The 21498-nt window shown below is 52.5% G+C and carries 18 protein-coding genes and 1 pseudogene; 17 read left to right on the forward strand and 2 right to left on the reverse strand.

From position 1 onward, the window contains the following. Positions 1-21: 21 nt before the first annotated feature. The 13 genes from ACFFSY_RS17865 (at position 22) to ACFFSY_RS17925 (ending at position 15191) form a co-directional block, all read left to right on the forward strand. On the forward strand, positions 22-501 hold the full coding sequence (locus ACFFSY_RS17865) for a Gfo/Idh/MocA family protein (protein ID WP_377496452.1): 480 nt from the start codon (positions 22-24) through the stop codon (positions 499-501). Continuing rightward, positions 486-1040, forward strand: a complete 555-nt coding sequence (locus tag ACFFSY_RS17870; protein WP_377496454.1) for a hypothetical protein — start codon at positions 486-488, stop codon at positions 1038-1040. The genes ACFFSY_RS17865 and ACFFSY_RS17870 overlap by 16 nt, the downstream gene beginning before the upstream one ends. A gap of 177 nt (positions 1041-1217) precedes the next feature. Beyond that, positions 1218-3218 carry a galactose-binding domain-containing protein gene (locus ACFFSY_RS17875; protein ID WP_377496456.1) on the forward strand — a complete coding sequence of 667 codons (2001 nt, stop codon included), beginning with the start codon at positions 1218-1220 and terminating at the stop codon, positions 3216-3218. 15 nt (positions 3219-3233) lie between these two features. After that, positions 3234-4400 carry a peptidylprolyl isomerase gene (locus ACFFSY_RS17880; RefSeq protein WP_377496458.1) on the forward strand — a complete coding sequence of 389 codons (1167 nt, stop codon included), beginning with the start codon at positions 3234-3236 and terminating at the stop codon, positions 4398-4400. Continuing rightward, entirely contained in the window at positions 4385-6280 is a 1896-nt protein-coding gene (locus tag ACFFSY_RS17885) for a beta-N-acetylhexosaminidase (RefSeq protein WP_377496460.1), read from the forward strand. Before ACFFSY_RS17880 ends, ACFFSY_RS17885 begins: the two co-directional genes overlap by 16 nt. Before the next feature lie 41 nt (positions 6281-6321). Then, the gene (locus ACFFSY_RS17890) at positions 6322-7716 is read left to right on the forward strand and encodes a sulfatase family protein (protein ID WP_377496462.1); all 1395 of its coding nucleotides are present in this window, start codon (positions 6322-6324) and stop codon (positions 7714-7716) included. 248 nt (positions 7717-7964) lie between these two features. Then, complete coding sequence (locus ACFFSY_RS17895; protein WP_377496464.1) at positions 7965-8906, forward strand: ABC transporter permease; 942 nt, start codon at positions 7965-7967, stop codon at positions 8904-8906. A gap of 25 nt (positions 8907-8931) precedes the next feature. Then, the gene (locus ACFFSY_RS17900) at positions 8932-9828 is read left to right on the forward strand and encodes a carbohydrate ABC transporter permease (RefSeq protein WP_377496466.1); all 897 of its coding nucleotides are present in this window, start codon (positions 8932-8934) and stop codon (positions 9826-9828) included. Positions 9829-9895: 67 nt separating this feature from the next. Beyond that, a complete protein-coding gene (locus ACFFSY_RS17905) occupies positions 9896-11527 on the forward strand; it encodes an extracellular solute-binding protein (protein WP_377496468.1) in 1632 nt (543 codons plus the stop codon). Positions 11528-11603: 76 nt separating this feature from the next. After that, positions 11604-13058 carry a sulfatase family protein gene (locus tag ACFFSY_RS17910; RefSeq protein ID WP_377496470.1) on the forward strand — a complete coding sequence of 485 codons (1455 nt, stop codon included), beginning with the start codon at positions 11604-11606 and terminating at the stop codon, positions 13056-13058. Between the two features lie 31 nt (positions 13059-13089). Further along, positions 13090-13896, forward strand: a complete 807-nt coding sequence (locus tag ACFFSY_RS17915; protein ID WP_377496472.1) for an acyltransferase domain-containing protein — start codon at positions 13090-13092, stop codon at positions 13894-13896. Between the two features lie 180 nt (positions 13897-14076). Next, a complete protein-coding gene (locus ACFFSY_RS17920) occupies positions 14077-14544 on the forward strand; it encodes a hypothetical protein (RefSeq protein WP_377496474.1) in 468 nt (155 codons plus the stop codon). A 203-nt stretch (positions 14545-14747) separates the two neighbouring features. Continuing rightward, positions 14748-15191, forward strand: a complete 444-nt coding sequence (locus ACFFSY_RS17925) for a TniB family NTP-binding protein (RefSeq protein ID WP_377496476.1) — start codon at positions 14748-14750, stop codon at positions 15189-15191. Positions 15192-15216: 25 nt separating this feature from the next. On the opposite strand, the gene ACFFSY_RS17930 is transcribed toward ACFFSY_RS17925, so the two are convergent. After that, positions 15217-15474: a YolD-like family protein gene (locus ACFFSY_RS17930; protein WP_377496478.1), complete on the reverse strand. Its 258-nt coding sequence runs from the start codon at positions 15472-15474 to the stop codon at positions 15217-15219. A 49-nt stretch (positions 15475-15523) separates the two neighbouring features. Further along, the gene (locus ACFFSY_RS17935; protein WP_377496480.1) at positions 15524-16450 is read right to left on the reverse strand and encodes a LysR family transcriptional regulator; all 927 of its coding nucleotides are present in this window, start codon (positions 16448-16450) and stop codon (positions 15524-15526) included. Positions 16451-16586: 136 nt separating this feature from the next. Here ACFFSY_RS17935 and ACFFSY_RS17940 point away from each other — a divergent pair, with 136 nt between their 5' ends. The 4 genes and pseudogenes from ACFFSY_RS17940 to ACFFSY_RS17955 all read left to right on the forward strand — a co-directional run bounded on the left by ACFFSY_RS17940 (position 16587) and on the right by ACFFSY_RS17955 (position 21312). Then, positions 16587-17099: a GNAT family N-acetyltransferase gene (locus tag ACFFSY_RS17940; protein WP_377496482.1), complete on the forward strand. Its 513-nt coding sequence runs from the start codon at positions 16587-16589 to the stop codon at positions 17097-17099. A 236-nt stretch (positions 17100-17335) separates the two neighbouring features. Further along, the gene (locus tag ACFFSY_RS17945; RefSeq protein WP_377496484.1) at positions 17336-18484 is read left to right on the forward strand and encodes a glycoside hydrolase family 88/105 protein; all 1149 of its coding nucleotides are present in this window, start codon (positions 17336-17338) and stop codon (positions 18482-18484) included. A gap of 601 nt (positions 18485-19085) precedes the next feature. Beyond that, positions 19086-19999, forward strand: a pseudogene (gene ltrA / locus ACFFSY_RS17950) (group II intron reverse transcriptase/maturase); the annotation flags it as partial. A 59-nt stretch (positions 20000-20058) separates the two neighbouring features. Continuing rightward, positions 20059-21312 carry a hypothetical protein gene (locus ACFFSY_RS17955; RefSeq protein ID WP_377496486.1) on the forward strand — a complete coding sequence of 418 codons (1254 nt, stop codon included), beginning with the start codon at positions 20059-20061 and terminating at the stop codon, positions 21310-21312. Positions 21313-21498 lie beyond the last annotated feature (186 nt).

Here is a 21498-nt window from a genome sequence, read left to right on the forward strand (position 1 = left end):
GTTTTCCGAGGAGGGTTGAAGATGAAGGAAACGATCAAACTCGGCATCATCGGATTGGGCGGTCGCAGCATGGGGCTGCTCGATCTCGTCTTCTTGAATAGGAATGACGTCGAAGTTGCGGCCGTCTGCGATCTGTACGCGGACAGACGGGAGGCGGCGGCAAATCGCGTGGAGCAGATGAGCGGGAAGCGTCCCTTCGCTACGCAGCGGTATGAGGAGATCATGACGATGGCGGGAATAGACGCCGTATTCATCGGCACTTCTTGGGCTGCACACATCGACATCGCGATCGCGGCCATGGAGGCGGGCAAGTACGCAGCTTGCGAAGTCGGCGGTGCCTACTCGTTGCGCTCGTGCTGGAGACTAGTTGAGGCTTACGAGCGAACCAACGTGCCGTGCATGATGATGGAGAACTGCTGCTACGGCAGAGATGAGATGATGGCGCTAAACATGGCGAAGCTGGGCGTATTCGGGGAGATCGTCCATTGTTCGGGTGGTTAGGGCTTCGCGAGTATAGGAATAGAGAGAAAGACCCGCATCATGTCTGGCCTGAATCGGAGTACGCGCAAGGTGATATCGTCACGACGGTGATTCGGTGCGCCCGCGGGGAGACGATTACGATCACGTTGGACACAACGCTGCCGAGAGCTTATTCGAGGGGATTCACGGTAAGAGGAACGAAGGGGATGTTTATGGAAGACAACCATTCGATCTACATCGACGGCGTTCATGACGAAGAGCACTTCAACTGGCAGCGCCATTGGGGCAATGTGGAACGTTACCGCGAACAGTATGACCATTCATTATGGAAGAAATATAGCGAGGAAGGGATCCGGGAAGGTCACGGCGGCATGGATTGGCTCGTGTTCGACGATTTCTTCGAGTGCGTTAAAAAGGGAGAACAGACGCCGATCAATGTGTACGATATGGCCTCATGGATGTGCATCAGCGTGCTGTCCGAGGAATCGATCGCAATGGGCGGGCATCCGGTGGCGATACCTGACTTTACGAACGGGAGGTGGATCGCGGCGCGCAATTGAGCAACTCGGCGCGAAGTATAGGGAAAAATAAGATGGCTATGCACAAAACTATGCTGACCTCGCAGGTGCAAAATAGTTCATGATAATCCGCAGTGTTTATCCCTTTTTTATCTATACAGCAAGGTCTCGATCCAAATCTATAATTAGGCTGAATACCAGCTGGAAAGGGGTTGTGGAATGATGTTTCATAAAGCATCAAGAGGATGGAGCGTTTTGCTCTCTTGCGCCTTGGTCATCGCGGGCGGATCTGTAAGCGCTGTCAAGGTTCATGCGCAAAATACGACGTATTACATCGATGCCGTGGGAGGCAGCGATGGCAACAGCGGATTAACCCAAGGTTCCGCGTGGAAGACGCTGGCCAAGGTTAATGCGACGGTATTCGGTCCGGGCGATCGAATCCTGTTCAAGGCCGGAGGCGTGTGGAGCGGCGAGCTGTGGCCGAAGGGCTCGGGAGCAAGCGGCAATCCGATCGCCGTCGACATGTACGGCAGTGGCAGCAAGCCCGCGTTCGTAGGCAGCCAGACATCCAATCAGACATTGAAACTGTCCAATCAGGAGTATTGGGAGATCAACAACCTGGATATTTCTGCCAACTACGGCGATTCATTCACCCGTCGCGGTATTTATGTATACGCCAAGGATTTCGGAACGGTGGATCACTTGTATTTCCGGAATCTCGTCATTCACGACGTATGGCCGAATATTCCGCACACGAACAACAATACGGCCAAAGACACCGGCGGCATGTTCTTCCAGATCGAAGGCGGATCGACGGTTACGAAGTTCAACGACATCCGGATCGAGAACAATACGATCCGCGATCTGGACCGCGAAGCGATCACCTTGACGTGGACATCCTGGTCGAACCGAACGGGCGAGACGGGCGGCCAAGGTCCGTGGACGGGAAGCACGAACGTGGTCGTTCGCAATAACTTCATGTCCAATATCGGCGGGGACGGAATCGTGGCGCAGGGACTCCAATCGCCGCTGATCGAATACAACACGATCGACGGCTTCGGCGGCCGTAATTACAATGTCAGCTATAATGCGGGCATGTGGGCGTACTCGACGGATGATGCTGTCTTCCAGTACAACGAGGCCTACAACGGGAAGACGACGAAGGACGGCATGGCGTGGGACGCCGACGCCAGAACGAATCGGACGCTGTTTCAGTACAATTACAGCCATGACAATGAAGGCGGCGCGGTTCTCTTTATCAGCTACGGCACGGAATATTCCCGCGATGCGGTCTTCCGATACAACATCAGCCAGAACGACCGCAATTACCTCATTACGGGAACGAATCCGATTAACGCCAACCTGTATAACAACGTGTTCTACGTCAAAAGCGGGATAACGGCACGGATGTTCAATACGAACAGCGGAACGGCGACGTTCAAGAACAACATCTTCTCTTACATGGGCAATACGACGACGAACAGCTGGGGCGGTTCCTATACGTACAGCAATAATACGTTCCACGGCAATTTCTCTTCGACGCCGAACGATGCGCAGAAGCTGACGACGGATCCGAAGTTCGTCAATCCGGGTTCGGGCGGTATCGGACGGGATACCTTGGCGGGTTATCAACTGCAAAACGGGTCGCCTTCGATTGATAGCGGCACGGTGATTGCCAACAATGGCGGACGCGATTTCTGGGGCAATCCGTTGTACGCGGGAAGTCCGGATCGCGGCGTGCACGAACGCCCGGCGGGAACTGTCGCACCGACGAACGTGGCGGCCGGCAAAACGGCGACCTCGAGCAGCTACATTAACAACCCGGAACGCGTGACGGACGGAGCGACAAGTCCCGGAACCAGTTATGCCGGTTTGGATCAAGGCTTGCAATGGACGCAGATCGATCTCGGCGCCGTCTACAACGTAAGCGCGATCAACCTGTGGCGTTATTACGACGGAGGCCGAACTTACAGGGACTCCATTGTACAATTGTCGAACACCGCTAATTTCTCGAGCGGCGTGACGACCGTGTTCAATAACGACGGCAACAACAGCGCGGGTCTCGGTGCGGGAGCAGACGCGGAGTATGCGGAGACGGCGTCGGGCAAGTCGATCGGTTTCTCCCCCGTCCAGGCGCGTTACGTCCGGATCTGGTCGAACGGCAGTTCGACGAACGCCTGGAATCATCTCGTGGAAGTCCAGGTTATGGGCACCTCTTAAGGTCGGGTGATCGCCATGAACAAACTTGCGGTTGCGGCGGGAACGGCGTGCCTGCTTGCCATTATGGTCATCGGAATCGGCTTCGATCGCGGTAACGCGACCTCCGCAGCTTCGATCGCCGTTGTCAACGGTCTTGACGTGGCGGAGATGGAGTTCAAAGCGGCCATGGCGCAGGAGCGAATAACGGTCATTCAAGCTTTTCAATCTAAGCATGGCGCCGTGTATGGGGACGCTTTTTGGCAGCAGACGTTCGACGGCGAGACTCCGCTCGACGTACTGAAGCAGCGAGCGCTCGACCGCGTAATTCGCATCAAGGTGCAGCAGGCGGAAGCGCTCCGGCTCGGGATCGATACGCCGATCGAATACGGGCAGTTCGTGACGCAATGGAAGCAGGAGAACGAGCGCCGAAAGGCAGCCGTGCAGGCAGACGAAGTGATCTACGGGCCGATCGAGTTTAGCGAAGATGACTATTACCGCCATATGATGAGCAATTTGGCTATCGAGCTCAAAGACGCGCTCGGAGCCGATAAGCTGAGTTTGCAAGCTTCCGAGATCGAATCGTTCTACCATACAAACCGCGATGCTCATTTCAAAAAGACGGATCGCGTCACAATCCGCAAAGTGGTCCTCCCCATCTCCCATTCTTCGCAAGAAACAGCGAGGGAGGCGGCGGAAGCGCTTAGAGCGGATGCCGAGCAAAGGGGCTCACTGGCGGAGGCGGCCGCCGCAAGGAATTGGATTGTCGAAGAGCAGCGATTCGACGAAGCCGCTGAACGAAACAATCGCAAGTATTTCGCGGACATTACGGAGTGGGCGGATACGCTTGCGGTTGGCGAAATAAGCGACGTGATCGTCGTGCCGGATGGTTATGCCGTCTTGGAGTGCATAGCCCGAGAAGAGGGAGGCTATGTCCCGCAGGACGAGGTCGAGGAGGAGATCCGGTTTCGGCTGATGGATCTCAAGTACGAGGAATGGCTGGCTGCAGCCATACGGGATGCGGCGGTATCCATTCACGAGGATGCGCTGGCGAGGATCGGCGCGGACAAGGTTAGAGAGCGCAACGCAAGCGAAGGCATTCCCCGTAACTTGCGGGGGATGCCTCTTCCTGCATATGGTATGCAGGAAGCACGGCGCGATTTTACTCAGCGGCAGGGAGAAAGAGAGCGATGGAGATGTATATAACAGGTTTAACGGAAGAACAAAGGCAGGCCGTATCCGAAGCGGCAAGCAGCTTGCATATCGTCTTGTCCGACAAAGGCATCCCCCTACGATACGAATCGGGTAGCGGCGGCATTGACATTCAATACGACGGACATGAGGCGATTGTCTCCTGCGGAGGAGGCCCCCAGTTCATGCGGGCGCTTGGACTGACGGTGGAGGGGATCCGAAAGGGGAAGCCGTTCAGATTGCAGGAGACGCCGCTGTATGACAATTTGGGTGTGATGATCGACTGCTCCCGCAACGCCGTCCTTCACATGGATGCGTTCAAGACCGCCATTCGCAGGCTATCGCTCATGGGTTATACGACGGTGCAGCTGTACACGGAGGATACCTACGAGATGGAGGGTTATCCGTATTTTGGTTATTTGCGAGGGCGTTATACGACGGAGCAATGGAAGCATATGGATCGCTATGCGGCGATGTTCGGCATTGAACTTGTCCCCTGTATCCAGACGCTCGCCCATCTGGGACCTGCGCTGAAGTGGGCAGCGCATCGCGATTTGGTGGATTGCAACGATATTCTGCTCATCGACGAACCGAAGACCTACGAGCTGATCGAATCCATGTTCAAGACGATGGCGGACAACCTGAGAAGCCGGAGCATCAATATCGGGATGGATGAAGCGCATATGATGGGGCTGGGCAAGTATTTGGACAAGCACGGTTACCATGATCGGTCGACGCTCATGATGAAGCACTTCGCCAAGGTGATGGACATCGCCCGCGCATACGGCTACAAGCCGATGATGTGGAGCGACATGTTCTTTCGGCTTGCGAGCGGCGGCGACTACTACGATCCGGATAGCCCGATCAGAGCGGAAATCGCGGCCCAGATACCGGAGGATCTGAAGCTGGTCTACTGGGATTATTATTCGGAAGACGCCGCGAAATACGAAGGCATGATGAGGAAGCACAAGCAGTTAAGCGACAATATCGTCTTCGCCGGCGGCGCATGGAAGTGGATGGGATTCGCCCCGAATAACGCGTTCAGCCGGCATATCGGGATCATGGCTCACGAGAGCTGCGTCGCCAATGGCATACGCGAGACGCTGGTAACGGCGTGGGGCGACAATGGTGCCGAATGCTCCTTCTTCGCGGTCCTCCCGACCTTGCAGCTCTGGGCGGAGCTTTGCTACAAGAATACGAGCGACGAAAGCATGCTCAAGGAGCGGTTCATGACATGCGCAGGGGGCGACTACCACGATTTCATGTCCCTCGATCTCGCTAATCTCGTCCCCGATAATCCGCTTCCGGGCACATCCATGGGCAATCAAGTCAACCCGAGCAAATATTTGCTGTACCAAGATGTGCTGTACGGGCTGTTCGACAAGCATGTGCTGCCTGAGGCCTATAAGGAACATTACAATAGGAGCGCCTCATACCTGGAATCGGCGGCGGGACGCAATCCGCAGTGGCGCGCCCTCTTCGAGACGCAGGCCGCGCTGTGCAGCCTGCTCGCGCTGAAGTCGTCGGCGGGGATCGAGATTCGGGAAGCGTACCGAAGGGGCGACAAGGAAGCGCTCATAGCTTACGCCGAGTCGCTGCTGCCGGAGCTCAAGCAGCGATGCGACCGATTCATGGAGGCTTACCGGACGCAGTGGATGAAGGAGAACGTCATGTTCGGGTTCGACGTGTTCGATCTGCGCATGGGCGGCTTGAAACAGCGCCTCGACACGGCAATCTATCGGATCGGACAGTATGCGAGAGGGGAGGTTCGTACACTGGAAGAACTTGAGAGACCGCTGCTTCCCTTCGATGCCCGCGAGGAAAGCGATACGAAGGTCATCAGCGTTGCTTTGTGGCATATGATCGCCACGCCTTCCGTTCTTGCCGGTATCTAGATCAGGCGATCACTATCAAACAAAAAGGAGGCCGATTCGGCATGAGAATACTATATCTGGATCTAGACTCGCTGCGTCCCGACCATTTGGGATGCTATGGATACCATCGTAATACATCGCCCAACATCGATCGCATTGCGCAGGAAGGCGTAGTCTTCACCAATTATTATTGTTCCGACGCGCCATGCGCGCCTTCCCGCACCGCGCTAATGTCGGGCAGATTCGGTATACACACCGGACTAGCGGGCCATGGCGGCACGGCGGCAGATATGAGGCGGGATGGGCCGAGCCGAGGCTTCGAGGACCGGTTGAAGCGGGAAAGTCTTCCCTTTGTCTTGCGCGAAGCCGGCTATAAGACAGCGACGATTAGCACGTTCGCCGACCGGCATTCCGCTTGGACCTTCAACGCGGGCTTCCACGAGGTTCACAATATTGGCGAGAATGGGTTGGAATCGGCGCATCAGGTGCTGCCGACTGCGCTAAAGTGGCTGGAGGATAACGGACAATCGGATCAATGGTTTTTGCATCTGAATTTCTGGGACCCCCATACGCCATACCGGGTACCGGATCCATACGGACACCCCTTCTCGGAGGCCCCCCTTCCGGAGTGGCTTACGGAGGAGGTGTTCCAGGCCCATCTGCAGAAGCAGGGGCAGCATAGCATCGCGCATATGAATTCGCTGGCGAAGTCGCATTATGGCAGATGGAGCCGGCATGGCAGGCAGATCGAGAATTACGAAGATATCCGGCACATCATTGATCATTACGATTGTGCGATTCGTTATATGGATGACCATATCGGGCAGGTATTGGCGCTTCTAGAGCGGCAAGGCGTCCTGGAGGAGACGGCTATTCTCATTAGCGCGGATCACGGGGAGAATATGGGGGAGCTGGGCATCTATTCCGAACATGGCACTGCGGATCAGGGGACATGCCGCATTCCGATGATCTTCCGCTGGCCGGGAGGCGCGCGGGGCGCGAAGAACGATGGTTTGCGATACCATCTTGATATGGTCCCGACGTTGGCGGAGCTCGTAGGCGCGCGTCGTCTTGCCCGTTGGGACGGCAGCAGCTATGCGGATATGATCCTATCGGGCGCGGACGACGCGGGGAGGGATTATCTCGTCCTGACGCAATGCGCCCACGTCTGTCAGCGAAGCGTCAGATTTCAGGATTGGCTCTATATCCGTTCCTATCACGACGGCTATCACGGCTTTCCGAAGGAGATGCTGTTTCATCTGAAGGAAGATCCCTATGAACAACGTAATGTGGCTGTGGAGCGGCGCGATGTATGCAAGGAAGCCGTCTACTTGCTTAATGAATGGCATGACGAGATGATGGCGACGATGGATTGCGACGTCGATCCGTTATGGACGGTGATGAAGGAAGGCGGCCCGCTGCATGCGGAGGAGTATCGGGCAGGGCTCGTCAAGTAACGAAGAAGGTTGGCGCATAGATGCGCCAACCTTTTTACTTCGCAATCAATAGTCCTCATTACTATGGACAATTGTATGGCTACTATGTCGGATTATGCGAACGGAATGCCATGGAAGCACTTTCATAATGTAGTCCAAAAGGAAGAGTAACTGCGTCCATACCCAGTGTCTTCCGTCCCATTTATACTAAACATGCGAACGGTTTTCCCCGTAATTACGCAAAAACGCAAAACAAGGAGTGACATGGGATGTACGGCGAGGCAAACGTTCGGAAGCCGAAGAGGACGCTATGGAAGACGATGCTGCAATACAAATATTTCTACCTGATGGTGCTTCCGGTTCTGCTATGGTACGCGCTGTTCAGCTACGCGCCGATGTACGGCGTGACGCTGGCGTTCAAGACCTTCGATTACCGAGGAGGCATTCTGGGCAGCCCGTGGATCGGGTTGGATCATTTTAAGAACATACTGACCGACTCGGACTTCCACACGGCGTTCAAGAACACGATCGTAATCAGCTTGATGAAACTGCTCATCAATTTCCCCGCGCCGATTCTGCTGGCTATCCTATTGAATGAATTCTCTCGGAGGACGGCGAAGCGGTTTTTCCAGACGGTGCTGACGTTCCCTCACTTTATTTCGTGGGTCGTGCTGGCGGGCATCATCACCTCCATCTTGAGCCGCGACGGCGTGATGAACCAATTGCTAATGGTGTTCGGGTTCGAGGCGATCTCCCCGCTGACGGACAAGGAATCGTTCCGGCCTCTGCTCTACATCACGCATATGTGGAGGGAGATCGGCTGGGATTCGATCATTTACTTAGCCGCGCTGGCGGGCATTAACCCCGAGCTGTACGAAGCGGCGGAGATGGACGGGGCGAACCGGTTCAAGCGCTTGCTGCACATCGCTTGGCCGGGCATCAAGAGCACGGTGGCGATTCTGCTTATCCTTCATGTGGGCCAGCTGCTGTCGCAAGGTGCCAGCTTCGATCAGATTTTCAACTTGTACAGCTCGCCCGTCTATCCGGTTGCCGACGTTATCGATACTTACATCTATCGGACTTCCTTCCAGATTGGCGGCGACTTCGGCTATATGACCGCAGCCGGACTCATCAAGTCCGTCATCAGTCTCGTGCTTCTCGTCGCCGCGAATACGATCGTGAAGCGAATGGGCGAAGAAGGACTCTACTAAACTACGGCCAGGAGGTGCCCAAGTCATGAAAATAGCGCAGGCAGGGAAAAGAAAGCGGCTGAGCATTTTCGATATATCCGCGTATATCCTGCTCGGACTGCTGTCCCTCATCACGTTTTTTCCGTTCTATAACGTGCTCATTATATCGTTCGCCAAATTCGAAGTCATCAGCAAGTTCAATCTCTACTTGCTACCGTTATCCTTCGACCTGACGCCGTACAAGGTGATCATGTCCGATGCGAAGTTTTGGAGCTCGGCGACCAATACGATCATCGTCACCGTCGTCGGCGTGCTCTTCAGCATGACGATATCGGTCGCAGGCGCCTACGCGCTTTCCAAGAAGGGCATGCCTGGCCGCAACGGCATGCTGACGCTGATTCTGTTCACGATGTTTTTCAACGGCGGGCTTATCCCCTTCTACTTGGTTGTTAAGGAGCTGGGGTTGGTCAACAACTTGCTCGTCATGATTATTCCGGCGGGGATCAACACGTTCTACTTGATCATCATGAAGAACTATTTCGGCACGCTGCCGGAAAGTCTGGAGGAATCCGCGAAGATCGACGGCGCCAATGATTTGTACATCCTATTCAAAATCGTACTGCCCATCTCCGCGCCGTTCATCGCGACCTTCGGCTTATTCTATGCGGTTGAGCGTTGGAACGAATGGTGGTATGCGTTGATCTTCATCAGCGATGCCAGTAAGACGCCGCTTCAGATCTATCTGCGCGAGACCCTCATTACGAGTAATGGATTGCTGAGCACGCTCGCGCAGCAAGCGGCCGATAATGACAACAGCAAAGTATACACGCCGGCTTTGCAGATGGCGACGATCGTCGTCTCCAGTATCCCCATCCTGCTGGTCTATCCTTTCCTGCAGAAACACTTCGCTAAAGGGATTCTGGTCGGCTCCATTAAAGGATAAGAAAAATCATATAGATGCTTGTCCTACACTACCAGATGCATCACAATAACAAAGGGAGGATTCAGCGATGAAAGGATTTAAGAAGTTCGGCATTACCTTGGCATGCATGACATTGTTCGCAGGATCGCTAGCGGCCTGCAGCGGTAACGGGAATGAGAAGCCTGCAGAGAACGCGTCGCCGGAAGCGGCGAACTCAGGGGCAAACGGAGAGGAGAATCCATATAAGGATCCGATGGAAATTTCCGTCGCGTTCTGGGATGTGGAATCGGAACTCGCCAAACTCGAGAAGGACCCAATCGCGCAGGAAGTGCTGAATAAATTCAACCTTAAAATTAAGCCGGTCAATACGACGTGGGACGACTATGCCCAGAAGATTCAAATGTGGGCAGCGTCGGGACAGCTCCCCGACGTGTTCGCGATCGACGCGCTAGGCACGCAATACCAACGGAAGTGGATCGAGCAAGGCGTCGTCGCTCCGCTGCCCGATCTGGCGAACTATCCGAACTTGGCGGAATACTTCAAAGCACCGGACATTGAAGGTCTGGCCGTGGACGGCAAGCATTACACGATCCCGAGAAGGATGTTCCCGACGGTCGACTGGAGCGCGCTTGACCGCGTCGTCATGTATCGTTGGGACTTGGCGCAGGCGGCCGGCATTACGAAGGAGCCGGAGACGTGGGACGAGTTCAAGACGATGCTGGACGCCATCGTGAAGGCAGATCCGGAAGGCAAGCAGATTACGGGCCTCACGTCGGCGCAAGTCAAGATGATCGGCGGCTTCTTCTGGCTGTACGGAAACCCCGTGGCGACGAGCGACGGCAGCGGCGCGGACTTCAAGTGGATTAAGGAAGACGGCAAATTCATTCCGGCCGTATTCTCCAAGAACGCGGTGCCTGCCCTGCAGAACATGAAGGATATGTATGACAAGAAACTGATCGATCCGGACATCGCCCTGACAAGCCCGGAGATCGCCAGCGATAAATTCGCCTCGGGCAAATCGGCGGCAATGATCAGCGGCGGCGGATTTATCAAAATGTTCGAGATTTATAATAAGCGTTGGTCGAACAGCTATCCGGATAAGGATATGACCCAGAGCGTGAAAGTGCTCAAGCCGCTCGTCGGACCTGATGGCCAGCGGAGTCACGCCATCTTTAAGACGTACTGGTCGGAGAGCTACTTCAATGCCGACATTGATCCGAAGAAGATGGAGCGCATTCTGGCGCTTTACGACTACGTGCTCTCTCCGGAAGGCAAGACGCTGCTCACGTACGGCAAAGAAGGCGTGGATTACAAGGTAGAAGGCGACAAGAAGGTCATGCTGGATTCGACGCCGATCATCGATAAATACCCGGTTACCGGTTTCCTGAAGAACCTGGTTGCCTATGAAACCGCGGATACGTACGATATGAATAATCCGACCATCGCCCATGAAGGCATCCGTCAAGAAGCGGTGAACTACGTCGATTGGCTGCTGAAGAACACGAAGGTGCCGGACTACGACATCCGCTTGACCTACATGTCGACGCCGACCAAGGACAGCTTTACGATCTTCGATCACGACGATCTGCTGAACGTCATGCTGTCGAAGGAGCCCGCGGATCAAACCTGGCAGAAGATCGTGGACGGCTATAAGAACAAAGGTCTCGACAAGATGATTGAAGAAGTGAATGCGAAAGCGAAAGAAGAAGGCATCGAATAAGTTTATGCAGGCCATTCACGGCGGGAGCTCCCTTCTTGAATGGCCTGTTGCCATCCCTGAAGGAGGTGAGGCTGCTATGAAACGCCGCAAACCCCATATCTGGCTCATTACAACGGATCAGATGAGAGCGGATGCGATCGGATTCGAGGACCGCAACGTGATTACGCCTGCGCTGGATACGCTCGCGGGAGAAGGGACGGTGTTCGAACGCGCCTATTGCGCAAGTCCCGTCTGCACGCCTTCGCGGGCGTCCATCTTCACCGGACGTTATCCGCATGTCCACGGCGCATGGAATATCGGCGTATCGCTTGCGGAGGACGAGATGACGCTCTGCGACCATTTGAAGCTGCTGAATTACCGCACGGCGGGAGTGGGCAAAATGCATTTTCGTCCCCAATGCAAGTCCGGCTTCTCTAATGATGCGGAGAATCCCGAAACCCGCGATCGGGGCCGTGTCACGGACGGCACGTATTACGGCTTCGATGAACATCGGATCTCCGAGGATAACGGAATCGGCCCTTATGTAGATTGGCTGCGCGAGCAAAATCCCGAATGGGCGGAGCGTTTCTTGCGCGACCGCTGCCGTACCGCCGATGCGGAGGGCGACGTATGGGAAAGCGACATGCCCGAAGAATTGACCCAGACGTATTGGATCGCCGAGCAAAGCATTGACGCCATCGAGCGGCATGCCGGAGATCGTCCGTTGTTTCTGTGGACGAGCTTCGTGGATCCGCATCATCCATTCAATCCGCCGCGCGCTTATGCGCAGGTATATGCAGAGACGAACATTCCTTTACCTCGTTCGGAAGAAGGACCTGACCGATTGCGGCCCGAGCACCTTTCTGGCCAGAAGGGGGACTACTGGCCGGGCGGCGGGGAGCGCCATAGCTTGAGCGATACGCATCTGCGCCGATTAATCCGGAACTATTATGCAATGATTACGTTTATTGACGGGCAGATCGGCAGTATTCGGGAGGCTTGGAAAGCGAAGGGAATGGACGATGATCTCCTGATCGTCTTCACCGCCGACCACGGCGAGCTGCTAGGGGACCACGGGTTGATGTATAAAGGACCTTGGTTCTATGAGGGGCTTACCCGGGTGCCGCTTATTATGCGCGGACCTGGCATACGGAGCAGTCATCGCACGACCGCCCTCATGGAGAATGTGGATATCGTGCCAACGCTGCTCGAGGCAATTGGCGAGAAGCATCCTTACGGCGTGCAAGGCCGATCGCAAATGCCGGTAATCCGAGGAGAGGCGAGTGCCGTTCGGCATTCCGCCGTTACGGCCTATGATGCGCGAGACCGCGGCATTCATGCCGTGTGCATGAGGACGGATGACGATAAGCTGATCGTGTTCGAGGGGGAGGCATACGGGGAGTTGTACGATCTGGAACAAGATCCGCAAGAGCGGCGCAATCGCTATTTCGATCCGGTCTACCGAGAGAAGAAGCAGCAGTTAATGGAGAAGCTGGTGCAGCGGATGATGGGCAGCCGGGACCCTTTGCCGCCAAGAAAGTCGTTTTGGTGAAGCGTATGGTTGGTTTGAAGGAGGGCTGCATATGAACGTAGAGCAATTGTGCGAAGGAATTAAGTTGGAGGAAGGCGCCCGTCAAACGATCCGTCGGGTTCTTATCGATGATCAACGCTATGAACAACGAAAACAGCAGTTTATTAGTGACAGGGCTGCTCTCTTTGACAGTGTGAAGCTATTACCGTCCTACCGGGAGACGTTGTTAGCCCTATTCGCTAGATTAGCCGTGGATGCCTATGCAGAATATAAGGTCCGCGGCATATCGGACGATATTTATTTCGACACCTTCTCCGATCTGCAAATATGGAGCAAGAAGTGTTACCGGGATTTCGGCGTCTATGGCATCGAAGAATACGGATGGCTGCAGGAGCATGTGCGACTGCGATTATTTCGGCTAGGCCGTTTGCAATTCCAGCCGATCGCGCTGGAACAAGGGGTACGAGCGGAGGGAAGAACGCTCGGCAGAGGAGAATTGGCGCTCAACGTTCATATCCCGGAAGGCGGACCGCTGGATGAGCAAAGCGCAGAGCGTTCGTTCGACATGGCGAAAACGTTCTTCCGCGGCATTCCTTCCATCTTCGTATGCCAGTCTTGGCTGCTCGATCCGCAGCTTAGCGAAGTGTTGCCGCCGACCTCGAACATTCTGAAGTTCCAGAAGAACTTCGTCGTCTACCAAGTGGACCGCGATGCAAGGCAAGCGGAGGAACGGATATTCAACCGCGTGTGCGAAGATCCTTCGCTCTATGAAGCACAGACGTCTTTGCAGCAAAGCGCAAAGGGCTATCTTATGGCCGGTAATCGGCTAGGGAGCGGATACGGAATACGATTCCGTTAGTGGGGATGGCGAAAGGCGCAGATGATTCCTGTGAAGCACAGGGGTCATCTTTTTTTGTTCTGCCATTTCATATAGCCGGACGAGGATGGCAGTGTTTACATCGGCTGCAAGCATACAGAACACTCGACAATATGTCGATATCTGTCGCCAGGTAAATCAACAGACTTGGAGGCCGCCATAGTGAACCCAGCCGCTATCACCATAGGAATGATGTGCCTGGGAAGAATAGATACAATTGAGAAGTACGCGCTGGCAGCTGTATCCAAAATGCATGATGTTCAATTCTATTATTTCATTCCCGAGGATGTGCGGGCAGAGGATCAACGCATTACTGGTTATGTTATGGAGAACAATCAGTGGGTACGTCGCGAAATGGCCTATCCGGATGTCGTACATGACGCGATCGGCCGCAAAGGGAAGCTTTTCTTGGAAGCTTACGCAGCCTTGAGCCATCTGCCGTTCACGACGGACAAGCCTGCCGGGTGCGGCAGCAAGCTTGAAAAATTCCGTTTGATCCGCCAAGATGGCCGATTCAAACAGATCCCTCATCGCTTCCGCGCTCATCAGCATTTCCTGAAGCAGCGTGGATTTTACGACGTGGCTAGAGCTAGACCGGCAATCAAATCAAACATAAGGTTGCAGCACTGATTGGCGTAACAGAAGCTTACCGTTGGTTTTCCAATGGTAAGCATTTTTGGTGTCGACATATTTGCAACGCAATCTGACTATGAGATGACATAGAGAACGAAAGATGATATGGAGCCTAATCTATTAAGGTTGGTATAAAAGTCTCGAAACCGGTCAAAGATAAGGATGGTATCACGAATGTAGCAGTGAAGGAGTAGAAGACCATGACTTTCCAAAACGGAAATTCCCTCGATCCAGAGGGACATCATCGGCGCGCAAAACAAGAAAACCATATCCCCATTCTACGCGTACCGGTACCGCCTTTCAGGCCGACCCCAAAGATTATGGCTTTGAAAATTCTTGAACAATACGGCGTTCTGCAGGCTCCCAAAGCATATCCAGGCGAACTGACGGATCGAATCTCCCAGCTGATCGATGTGAATGGAACGAGAATGATTGTGTTCGATGATGTTCAACATTGGATAGATATAGATACTGGCCGTATGATGACCAATATAGCTCACTGGATTAGAGAGCTTGCAGATGCCGCTCAAATTGCTGTGTTTTTCTGCGGCCTCCCAGAATCTGTGGAAGGAATGGATAACTTCCAATTCGATAGATTGTCTAACGAAGAAATCCACCACAATACGAGTATCATGAACTGCTGAGGAGAAGGATCGTTGATGAGGGAAATCAGGCGTCCATGCGGGCAACATCGATGATGTCGTGAAAGAATATCCACTGGTCTCCCACGCTGAGGCGATTATGAATTTGGTCAATTTTCCCGACGACTCCTTCGTACGTTCGATTACTATACGAGCCGCCTACCGTGATTAAAATACGTTCACGGTCCATGTAAGAATGGCAAATCGCTTCTGCAATCTCGCGCACTTTCTCAATGGGTAAAGCCGTCTTTTGCCGAATCAAAGGGTGTGTAGGTTGTTTTACCAAGTCAATGCGACCTCCCTCCGAACATTCAAGAACATTTGTTCTTAGTATATCATAAATTCCAGGGTCTCGGTCTCGACTTTTCTATAGCCTCCGATAAGAACTCGATATACGTTGCAATTTCTTCTGTCAGAAAAGTATCCTTTCGTTTCACGACCCCGACTTGAATCTCATAGCCTTCATTCAATGGAATGGCCCTTATGTTCGCATTCATAAAGTTCTCCACAATACAGCCTGTTCCGAGATTGTATCCATCCGTAGTGGAGAGAAGATCATTCATGGTCCCTCGATCCTTCACATAGACGACTTGTCTAAGATCATCGATCCGGATCGCTTCCTCAGCCAAATGGAGAAGGACATCACCCTGTTGATAGGTTAGATAAGGGTAATCCCTCAATTGTTCCAATGAAAGGGTTGCGAGATGAGCTAGAGGATGCTCCTGACGCAGAAATACATGCTGCCGCATGGAAGAGAGGGAGGTAAAGGTTAGTGACTTTGTAACAAAATAGCGCTGAAAAAAGCTTCGGTTCAAATCTGTCAGCGATAGGAGGCCGAGCATGCTTTTGCCCGAATACACCTCTTCAATGACATCGATTGCATGTCCTTCATGGAGGCTCAACTCATAACTGCGATTCGCCAGCCGGTTCATGAGACGTGCAAAAGCCTCAATGGCAAAACTAAAGTGTTGCGATGAAATCGACAATTTCGTTGTTTCGGCTGCAGCTTGCTTATTGAAGTGATAGACGACGGACTCCATCTGTTCGAGGAGCATTCTCGCATAGAACAGTAACTCCGTCCCTTCTTTCGTGAAGACGACTCCTTTATTATTGCGATCCAAAATGACGATGCCGAGCTCTTGTTCCAGCTCTTTTATCGCTTTGCTTATACTGGGCTGCGTCACATAAAGCGCGGAAGCAGCTTTACTGATCGAGTTGGATTTGGCAATCTCCACGATATACCGCATTTGTTGGAAAGTCATTTGGACACCATGCTTTCGTTGTACGTGCTATAACTTCATTCTATGGCAAACGGATCATAAGTTCAATTTTACGCAAAACGATGTTGGTTGATACACTAATGGAGACAACCATAATACGAAAGGAATGACAGCAGCGATGATTAGGGAAGCTACTGGACACGACCTGGATGGTATTCTCGAAATTTATAACGAAGCCATTGCCAATACAACCGCGGTGTATGACTATAAGGTTCACACACTTGAAGATCGGAAGCGGTGGTTGGAGAAGAAGCAGAAGGATGGGTACCCGGTACTTGTATTCGAGAAAAATAATCAGGTTGCGGGTTTTGCGACATTCGGTCCATTTCGAGCATGGCCGGCCTATAAGTACACCATTGAACATTCGGTATATGTGAATAAGGAGCTACGTCAGGAAGGTATTGCAACGAAGCTGCTCCAAGCACTCATCCATATTGCCAACCGCAGACAATACGCAACTCTTGTTGCTGGAATCGACGCTTCCAACGAGAAGAGCATCAAGCTCCATGAGAAGCTTGGATTTGAATATTCCGGCGTTATTAAGCGAGCGGGCTACAAATTCGGCACGTGGCTGGACCTCGCCTTTTATCAACTTCAGTTAAACGGGCCAAGTCATCCAACTGAACAATAAAGCATGCGAAGCATCGTTCGTAACCAGACGGCTTCTCCAAAGCAACTAGACCCAAAACCTCTGACCATGACGGTCAGAGGTTTTTGCATTCGCGTTAAGCTTCAGATATAGCATGATTGAATTATTCCGTTTTCATTTGATTGTGATTGTTTATTCTTTTGAATTACTGTGAAATTGCAGCGTTTGATATATAATAGACGGTAGAAGTCATTCTTTGATATTGGAGGAAATAGGGGATGCGGAAGTTTGAGTGCAACGAGACTGAAGTCAGAGAACTAATTGACCGCGTCGTTCGCAGAACGATGAATATCGATTTTACTTGGAACTGGTCCTGCGGGGTCGCCTACTACGGCATCTCCAAAGCATGGGAAGTCACGGGCAACCAAGATTACATTGATTTTCTGGTTAAATGGGTTGACGAATATCTGGAGCTCGGCCTGCCGCCTTTCATGGTCAACTCCTGTGCGATGGGACATACGATGCTGACCTTGCACGAAGCAACCGGCGATTCGAAGTACTTGGATCTGGCGATCTCCAAGGCCGAGTACCTTCGCAAGGATGCGATTCGTTTCGGGGAGGGCGTCTTCCAGCATACCGTATCCTCCGAGAACGATTTCCCAGAGCAGGCGTGGGCGGATACGTTGTTTATGGCCGCATACTTCTTGCTTCGCCTTGGATTTAAAATGGACAACAAGGCCTATATCGACGATGCCCTGAATCAGTTCTATTGGCATGAAGAATACTTGCAGGATACGAAGACCAATCTGTTCTATCATGCGTGGGACAATATCCGGCAGGATCATCTGTCCGCTATATATTGGGGACGGGCGAACGCATGGGCCGCCTATACGATGTCGCAAGCATATAAAATGCTGAATCCTTTCATGCCGGCATGGATGCAGATCGGCGGCGCGCTCTGCGATCAACTGAGTGCATTGGTTAGGCTGCAGACCTCGGAAGGGCTTTGGCGCACCGTGCTGAATGATGAGACTTCATATGAAGAGACATCCGCTTCCGCAGGCATTGCGGCCGCGATCGTAATTAACGGTCATCCGCTGCATCAGAACGCCATTGCCAAAGCCTATGAGGGGATCTTGGCCAACATCGATGAAGACGGTTCAGTACGTAACGTATCGGCTGGGACAGCGGTTATGCATACCGCAGACGACTATAAAGTTATTTCGAAGAAACGAGTGCAAGGCTGGGGACAGGGGCTAACCTTAGCCTTCCTGGTTGCTTTGCTGCAGAACAAGGAGCTTGTCAGTAAGATTTCAGCATTTCTCATTGCTCGCATTAAAAGTAATAAATGCCGCGGCGCGACGATCGTCCCGCTCAGCGACTTCCCGGGCGAATACAAGTTCCTTCTCGACAAAGGAACCCGTTAAGCGTTTCATAGTAACAACAAATGACGTCAGAGTCACGTATACGGAAAAGCAGCTCGAGATTATTCGCAAGCAGGAAGCGCAGAAGAAACAACCGGATCAGGATAAATAAGGCACTCTCGATATCATCGAGGGTGCCTTATTAGGTGTACGCCCAGCATGGGCGTCATCTCTAGGGTGAAAGTCCCGAGCGGGGGCTGGCGAACGCCTACCGTTAGCAAAGAGCAAGGGTGTCCATCGCGAGGTGGAATCTGAAGGAAGCTGGAGGCAAATGCACGGGCCAAGGTACACGAACTGGATTCGAGGCAGGGCTAGTCGGATGAGTCACCACTACATGACGAAATCCAAAGTCGCCAAGGGCTATCTCTGTAAACTCCAGTGGTTGCGGCAGAAAGATGACGTTCTTATCTGGGGAGGCCTGCGGAAAACGCGAAGTCACTTCGTAACCGCGGCTGAGAAGCCGCGCTGAATCCACAGGAGTCAGCAGAGGTCATAGTACCGGAATACGGGACGTACGGAAACCGGAAGGACCGAACCGAAATGAGGGTGGATACCGATGCGTTCGTATGAAGAGCAAAGACAGCAGAAAATCTCGTAAGAGAGCTTGCGGCAAAGAGAAGCGGTGAAGCCGTCAGGATATGCCGGAGCGCCGAGTTCTTCGTCGGCACAAGTCGCTTCTTCCGCTCGCGAAGACCAAAAGGAACTGCTGGAACGAATTCTCGAAGGAGACAACCTTCGGCTCGCCTACAAGCGAGTGGTTCAGAATGGAGGAGCACCCGGTGTGGAAGACGTAACGGTAGCGCATCTACAAGTTTACCTGGAGACACACTGGGAAGCGGTGAAAGCCGCACTCCGGAGTGGAACCTACAGACCCTCGCCAGTCAAACGGGTGGAAATCCCCAAACCCGGAGGCGGCGTGCGGCTGCTGGGTATCCCGACCGTCATGGACCGCTTTCTCCAACAGGCACTTTTACAAGTGTGGAATAAGATCTTCGACGCTCACTTTTCCTGGCACAGCTACGGCTTCCGCCCCGGGAAACGAGCCCATGATAAGGTAAAGCAAGCGCAACGCTATATTCAGAGCGGCCTTCGACGGGTCGTCGACATGGACTTGGAGAAATTCTTTGACCGGGTCAACCACGACATGCTGATGGCCAGAGTCGCTCGGAAAGTAACGGACAAACGAAGCCTGAAACTGATCCGATCCTACCTGAACGCAGGTGTCATGGCGGATGGACCATTTGAGCGAACCGAAGAAGGAACGCCGCAAGGCGGTCCGCTGAGTCCGCTCCTGGAGAACAACCTACTGGATGACCAGGACAAAGAAGTGACCAAGCGAGGCTTGCGATTCGTCCGCTATGCAGACGATTTTAACATCTTCGTGGCAAGCAAACGCGCAGGTGAACGTGTCTTGAAGTCGGTGACAGACTGCGTAGAAGGAAAGCTAAAACTGAAAGTGAACCGAGATAAAGTGCGGTAGACCGGCCATGGAACCGCAAATTCCTAGGCATTAGTTTCTAGAATCTGGGTCACTTGAACAATCGGTTAAATTAGCCATATATCCGGACCTAGAGAAGTTGTTGCAATCAACGCCAGCAGAATTAAACCAATCTGAAACGAACAAAATTCGTTGGTCGAAAGCTAAAGTGTTTTGGTCTTCTATCGCTTTTCAATCCGCAGAACTCAATCCTTACGGGCTAAGCGTTTTGTATGAAAACGGACCGGCGTCTCAAATCGTTCATCCGTTTGCTCTGATCATACGGCCAGACAAGTCCGACGTGCCTTTGCCGGATCTAGGTGGTGCAACTGCAGATATGGACATAACAGACATCTCACGGTTGAAACCGACATCAAAAGTTGAAAAAACATGGGTCGGCAAGCGGGAGAACGAAGCACAGAAGATTACCTTCGTATCCGGTAAGCTGAGTATTAGCTATATTTCGACTTCTAGCCAAGGTGATGCTCCATTCTACTATGTCCGATTCGATGAAGCATACTTGTCACAAGGGCAGTATGCGAATATGCGAGTATACGGCAAAGACCACGCTTTTGAGCTTCTTGATCAGCGCATTAACGGGTTTAAGAACAGTTTCAGATATACCGGAATAGTCGATGACGGCAATTATTCGTTCTTGAGCTTTATTGACGATGTGGGCGAAACGCAGGGATATATTGTTGATCGCGAGACCGGAAACGTATACGACAATATTAGCGGAGGCATTGTTGATAATCTTTATATGATCGATACCATGCAAATTCTTACACCAGACGAGATGATCTCCATACTTAAACGAGAACCAGCTAGTGAAGGGTACGATATCCAATTCTATGGAAACGAACATGGCATGTACCTTTTAGATTATGTGAAGGATGGCATGTTAGTGACGCGTTACAAGGGAGACCCGGTAAGCGGTGATATTCTAGAGAATATCCCTAACCGCTCGATGATTGACAATGTTCGTAATGCAGCAATTATGTATAAATTGCAGCCACTCATCGTCACCTATGAGATCGACCCCAATGTTCAAGATTTTGAGAACGAAGAAGCTATTATATTTACGCCGAATAACGTTGCCGTTCAAGCTTTCAGTGAGATCATCTTGAAACCAAAGGTTCCTAACACGCCATATCTGTTCCTATCGGGCGATACGTTGAGCAACTCCAATGTGCTGAGCGAGATATTGAATGATGGCACAACTTTCAAGTTGAAGGCGAAGAGCGGGTCATTCGGGGAAGCAACATTCGAACTACATATGGCCGATAGTCCCATCATGAAGGGTAAGCTGCATGTCAAAGTGATTCTCAATCACACCAAGCGATGGGAGAAATAAGTGGGCAGGAAGGTACATGTATGTGCCGGATTGACAAAAGGCGCATTACGTCTGGGTATTGCTACAAAGGCCTTCGCTAAAACAGCGAAGGCCTTTCTCTTTGTTATTTGTTCCTGCCTATCCAAATCTTGCAGAGGTTGGGGATGTTTCCTCGTTTGATCACGCCAAAAAACTCGTAGCATTTGC

This window comes from Paenibacillus aurantiacus, assembly GCF_042431225.1.
GTDB classification, from domain to species: Bacteria; Bacillota; Bacilli; order Paenibacillales; family Paenibacillaceae; genus Paenibacillus_Z; species Paenibacillus_Z aurantiacus.